Consider the following 3,543-nt stretch of genomic DNA (forward strand, 5'->3'; position numbering starts at 1 on the left):
CATCAGCATAATTAATAATTGGCTTCATCCACTAGAGCTATTATACCATATCAATGGCAATATACAAACAAGTTTGCAAGATAGTGTCAGGCACCATCTCTCGTAGATTGGCCTTGGTTCAATTGTATCATTAATCGCATTCTCAATCGCTAACTTAAGCTGATCAATATTTTTTATGCCAACAAGCTCACCATCATCACTAATCCCAAAAATTATTTCACCATCACCATAGTTTGCAAATGCACTGACGGTCTTTAAAAATGAGGGTGTAAACTCCTGCTTGAACTCAATTGTTTTTTTTTCTTTTAGTTCGCCCATTATTAAACCCCTCTTTACAATTAACTCCATTTTAGTTAGACTTTCGTAAAATCAATTATCTCACCTGAAGAATTTCTCGACACTGAGCAAAACTCCAGATTAAGCGGTACTCATAACCGGTTCTGGTGGCAAAAAGACTGGTATAAACTTGGTCGATCTTTCGCCGCAGAAACAACATCTTGGCCTTAGTATACACCACCACTTGCTAGATGCCTATCTTTGAGTTTATAAGTTGGTGTCTGGCATCTCAGGCACACATTTATTCAATTTCCCCATCCAGAAAAGCGTTCAGAATGTTTTGGGGGGCTTCATAGTAGAAACTGCTATTATAATCATCAATTTTTTCACTCACGAAGGAATGATAGGCTTCAAATAGGGCCTCCACAATGGGTAGATTTTTTTTTGCTGCGATGCCAAGAATCAGTCGTTTATACACCTTGCCAATATCCCAATAGCTTGGCACTGCATATTTAGCGGCCGAAACATTGTCGTAGGAGCCGACTGCGAGACCCGATTTCTCAATGAAATCATCACTGACGGTTTCGATATTGTCACTGTGATAAATATCTGCCAAATCATAAATCTTTTCAATTGCAGCTCGCCCAAGCCCATCGACAGTATCGGACCGTTTGTTTTTGGTTTTTCTGGCAATATATTCAATCAGGCTACACGTAAAAAACAAATTGTTTGCTTGTTGGCTTTCCCTTCCAATCATCATGAAACCTCCTCTGCCGATACGAATTCCAGACATTTCAGTGCTTCATTCGAACAGAAATTGATTTGGTGGGTCGGATATTTAAACCTTGCCAATGACCAGAACTGGTCACGGGTAATAATACCATCGACATAGTCAGCAATATAATTATATATCTGGTCGTTTGCCATTGCACCAATCACGATGTCATAGTTATGTGCTGTTCCGTTGCGGCAATCGATTATAAAATCTAGCCATGCATCCGTCATTTCCCTAAATTCAAGAATATTGAGGCCGGTATTCATTCGAACGGTATAAACACTTACTACTGGTCGATCATAACGCTTTGCCCAACGTTCCGCCTGTTCCCGGATAATTGTGCAGTAAAATCCATAACCAAAATCCTTTGTGTTTTTACCTTTTATAATCTTTGGATTCTCAATGATCGTATCGCCACCGTGGTAAACCGTCATTTTGCCCATATCAGAAATACCTTTCTATAAGATTTTTTAGTGGTTGGAATCTCATTGATTATATCCGTAAGTCAATCAAATCCTCAAATTTAATCCTTAGTTTCCCTCGACGCTTCCTTCATCTGGCACCAACACCAATACTTCCATTTGTGTAATATTTCTGATTGGGACTTTTCGGCGTTTCAGGCTTTGTCAGTTTTAATAAACCTCCGTTTATTAATGGATTTAGTATCTTCTTCCTAAAATATTCTCTATCTTTTATTTCAAGAAAATCTTGAATTTCTTGCCTGCTTTTGGGCGACTTGCAAAAATTTAACAGTTCAGCAGTTCTATCATCTTGCGGGGTAGCTTGCGGGGTAGCTTGCGGGGTAGCTTGCGGGGTAGCTTGCGGGGTTAATGGGATAACCGTCTTAAACACATCCCCTTCGATAAAGACCGGTTCTGCACCTGAATAAATTCTATTGTACTTGAAAATATTTCTAACACCAGATCCCAACTCATCAACAAACCCGATTTCTTTAAAAACCTTAGCTATTGTCGGATTCTTTGGGAATGGCGAATAGTTATTTGGATCAATAATGCCGTGTCCATGCGCTTTATTGCTGTTTTCTGCATAAACTCTTTCGTTCTCGATGATAAACTTTGCCGGAAATGGATTCGCAAATTCCCTGTGTATCAAGATATTGGAAGCCACTTCTCTGAAAATCTTATCCCTTATATTTATTCTCTGATCTTTCTCCAGATAAAATTTATCATTCAAATGTTTCGCAACAAATTGCATTAAACGTTCATAGCTATTAATTAGATTCGTTCGAATATCATCCCGATCGTCATAACGATCTGTGTCTTCTCTACGAAGAATTGCATCAGTTCGATAATGAGGCAGAGCTGCTTGAATGAGTTGCTCATTACCAAAAAGGAGAATGCCAGCTAACGTTATCCCTTCATTTCCACTTTGCAAGTCTTTAAGATACAATCCTGCGCTTTTTAACAACTCTAAATTGTCCATCATTTTCCACGGATGATCAGGTCGTTGACTTACCGCCATTTTTCTAACTATAGTAAATACATCATTTTCCAACTCCGATAGTTCCGCAAATGGGAAGATGCGATTTTCTGTATAACTCCCCTGCTTTCTAATATACATCCAAGAAACGAGATTTGTGTTATCGGTTATGTCGATATCCCCATCTTCATTTCGATCATATATTTTCCCGTTGCAGCGATGAACTTGTGAACTCTCAGGCACAAAGATATAAAAAATGATTTTTTCATCAATTACGACTTCTTCAACAGATAAATAAAAGGTTGGACTAATTTTCAGGGGATTATTCATTGACGTAATAAAATCCTTCTTCATCTTATCGATTTCTTCTGGATCAATCCCTACAATGCACCCCGAATCATTAACACCAAGAAATAAATGACCACCATTTCTATTTAAAAAAGCACAGACTGATTCAAAAACATCTCGATTTAACTTTGTCTTGCTCTGCTTAAACTCAACCGTTATGCTTTCACCACCGCTGATCATTTCATTAATTTTTTCAATTTTCATGCCATTAATTACCTACCATTTTTATAAATCTTCATCGAAACCGTAACCTCAAATAACTAAAATGTAAACATAAAACATTGTTGACCATAATTTTCTTAAACCGCACCTTCCTACAAGGAAATGCTTTGAAGTGTTGATAACCGGTATACACCGCTGCTCGCTAGATGTAAATATATAAGTTGGTGTCAGGCACTACTTTTAAAGGCACTACTTTTATAAGTTGGTGTCAGGCACTACTTTTACACTACTTTTACTTATACGTTGAATCAAACAGCTTGGTATTGGAAAATCATCTGGATAAGTAGGTGTCCGGCACTTTCTCCCCCTATTAGTCATCTTATTAACATTTTATTGGCAGCTACAGCGGATATCCCAATATTCTTACCAATTTCTTTAAAGGTGTAGCCCTGTTCCACCGCCGCTTTGACATAAGAAATCTTATCGTCACTTAAGCATCTTTGTCTTGATCCTGACTTAATCAATTGAAATGCTTCTTCATT

Annotated in this window: 4 protein-coding genes; all 4 read right to left on the bottom strand. The window is 37.9% G+C overall.

Annotated features, from left to right (window positions below):
- Positions 1-24 precede the first annotated feature (24 nt).
- The 4 genes from A3KS_RS0117070 to A3KS_RS0117085 all read right to left on the bottom strand — a co-directional run bounded on the left by A3KS_RS0117070 (position 25) and on the right by A3KS_RS0117085 (position 3,043).
- Entirely contained in the window at positions 25-318 is a 294-nt protein-coding gene (locus A3KS_RS0117070; RefSeq protein WP_026395918.1) for an AlbA family DNA-binding domain-containing protein, read from the bottom strand.
- Positions 319-577: 259 nt separating this feature from the next.
- Positions 578-1,036: a hypothetical protein gene (locus tag A3KS_RS0117075; protein WP_035356675.1), complete on the bottom strand. Its 459-nt coding sequence runs from the start codon at positions 1,034-1,036 to the stop codon at positions 578-580.
- Complete coding sequence (locus A3KS_RS0117080) at positions 1,033-1,494, bottom strand: DUF3990 domain-containing protein (protein ID WP_026395920.1); 462 nt, start codon at positions 1,492-1,494, stop codon at positions 1,033-1,035. Before A3KS_RS0117080 ends, A3KS_RS0117075 begins: the two co-directional genes overlap by 4 nt.
- A gap of 109 nt (positions 1,495-1,603) precedes the next feature.
- Positions 1,604-3,043 carry an RNA/DNA-binding domain-containing protein gene (locus A3KS_RS0117085; protein ID WP_026395921.1) on the bottom strand — a complete coding sequence of 480 codons (1,440 nt, stop codon included), beginning with the start codon at positions 3,041-3,043 and terminating at the stop codon, positions 1,604-1,606.
- Positions 3,044-3,543: the final 500 nt, after the last annotated feature.

It is taken from the genome of Acetobacterium malicum subsp. dehalogenans DSM 11527 (assembly GCF_000472665.1).
Lineage (GTDB): Bacteria > Bacillota > Clostridia > Eubacteriales > Eubacteriaceae > Acetobacterium > Acetobacterium malicum.

Excerpts from the sequence above, each read along its gene's own strand:
- A3KS_RS0117070 (WP_026395918.1), bottom strand. The coding sequence starts at position 318 with ATGGGCGAACTAAAAGAAAAAAAAACAATTGAGTTCAAGCAGGAGTTT.
- A3KS_RS0117085 (WP_026395921.1), bottom strand. The coding sequence starts at position 3,043 with ATGAAAATTGAAAAAATTAATGAAATGATCAGCGGTGGTGAAAGCATA.
- A3KS_RS0117080 (WP_026395920.1), bottom strand. The coding sequence starts at position 1,494 with ATGGGCAAAATGACGGTTTACCACGGTGGCGATACGATCATTGAGAAT.
- A3KS_RS0117075 (WP_035356675.1), bottom strand. The coding sequence starts at position 1,036 with ATGATGATTGGAAGGGAAAGCCAACAAGCAAACAATTTGTTTTTTACG.